Below are 1,211 nucleotides of genomic sequence, written 5' to 3'. Positions count from 1 at the left end.
CGACTCCCCCGCTCCCGGCCACACCCGGTCGGCCCGGGTGCTCGACGGCGACGCCACCGGCCTGCACCTGGAGTACCCGGACGGCACCCGCCGCACCGTCCCGCCCGCCGAGGTCGGGAAGCTGCGGCACGGCTGGGCGCTGACCGTCCACCAGGCGGTCGGCCGCCGCTGGCCCGGTGCCGTGGTGGTGCTGCCGGACGACGCGGCCGCGGGGCTCACCCGGCAGTGGGTGTACACGGCGTTCGGCCGCGGCGAGCGCCACCTCTCCGTGGTCCACGCCGCCGGACCGGCGCTCCCGCAGGCCGTCGCCGAGCGTGCGGCCGCGCCGCGCACCACACGGCTGCGCGCGATCCTCGCGGAGAACGCGGCCGAGTCCTACTGACGTCCGCGGGCGGCGCGAGGAACGTCCGAAACCATCCCCTGAAGCGCCCGTTCCGCCCCGCGCGACGGGCGCGCGGGGCTCGGGCGTCGGGGCCGGGGAAGGGTCAGTCGTCGAGGTCCTCGTCGTCGTAGACCTCGCTCACGTCGAAGCGGCAGATCAGCAGCTGCGGGTCCGCGTGCTCGAACGGCTCGGGCAGCCACTCACCCGGCTCGCTGGGCTCGGCCGCCGCCACCCAGAGCGTGGAGTCGGCCTCCTCCAGGCCGAACTCCTCGCTGCGGGCGGCGATCTCGTCCGGTTCGAACTCGCCGAACAGCACCCCGATCGCGGCGTTCACCCCGCCGCCGTCCGAGCCGCCGCCCGGGGTCAGCGAGTCGTCCAGCCGCTCGGCCTGGGCGCGCAGCCGCTTCGGGTCGACGACGTGGTAGTCGCGGCGGATCAGCACGCTGATCGCCTCGGGCTGTTCGGGGCCGTGGTACCCGCCCGGACCCTCGTCGCCGGGGACCTCGAAGGGGGTGACCTCGTCGTAGACCTCGTACAGGAGTTGGTCGTACGCGATGGCCGCCGTCGCCAGCTGCTCGTAGGCGGTGGACACAGCGGAATCGTCCGCTGCGCTGTGGCTTGACACCGCTTCCAGATGACGGTCGATGGCGGCCTTGACCGCCTCGGCGGCGGCGCGTACCTCGGCAATGGTGGGCTGCGCGGCATCAGACATGGAGCAGACGCTATCTCCCCTCGGTGCCGGTACGCACAGCGGTTGTCACCTACACCCGCGATTTCACCGCAACTTCCCCCCCGATGTCCGTTCCGCGTGGTTCTGTCCCCCGGGGCG

At 73.8% G+C, this 1,211-nt stretch carries 1 protein-coding gene and 1 pseudogene; one reads left to right on the top strand and one right to left on the bottom strand.

Going from position 1 to position 1,211, the window contains the following annotated elements; genetic code table 11:
- Positions 1–382, top strand: a pseudogene (locus tag ABD308_RS36250) (ATP-binding domain-containing protein); the annotation flags it as partial.
- 103 nt (positions 383–485) lie between these two features.
- On the opposite strand, the gene ABD308_RS36245 reads toward ABD308_RS36250, so the two are convergent.
- Complete coding sequence (locus ABD308_RS36245; RefSeq protein ID WP_344344439.1) at positions 486–1,094, bottom strand: hypothetical protein; 609 nt, start codon at positions 1,092–1,094, stop codon at positions 486–488.
- Positions 1,095–1,211: the final 117 nt, after the last annotated feature.

Source organism: Kitasatospora putterlickiae, assembly GCF_039527695.1.
Taxonomy (GTDB): domain Bacteria; phylum Actinomycetota; class Actinomycetes; order Streptomycetales; family Streptomycetaceae; genus Kitasatospora; species Kitasatospora putterlickiae.
The sequence above is the reverse complement of the archived record's forward strand: the minus strand, read 5'-3'. Positions and strand labels throughout refer to the sequence as shown.

Excerpts from the sequence above, each read along its gene's own strand:
- ABD308_RS36245 (WP_344344439.1), bottom strand. The coding sequence starts at position 1,094 with ATGTCTGATGCCGCGCAGCCCACCATTGCCGAGGTACGCGCCGCCGCC.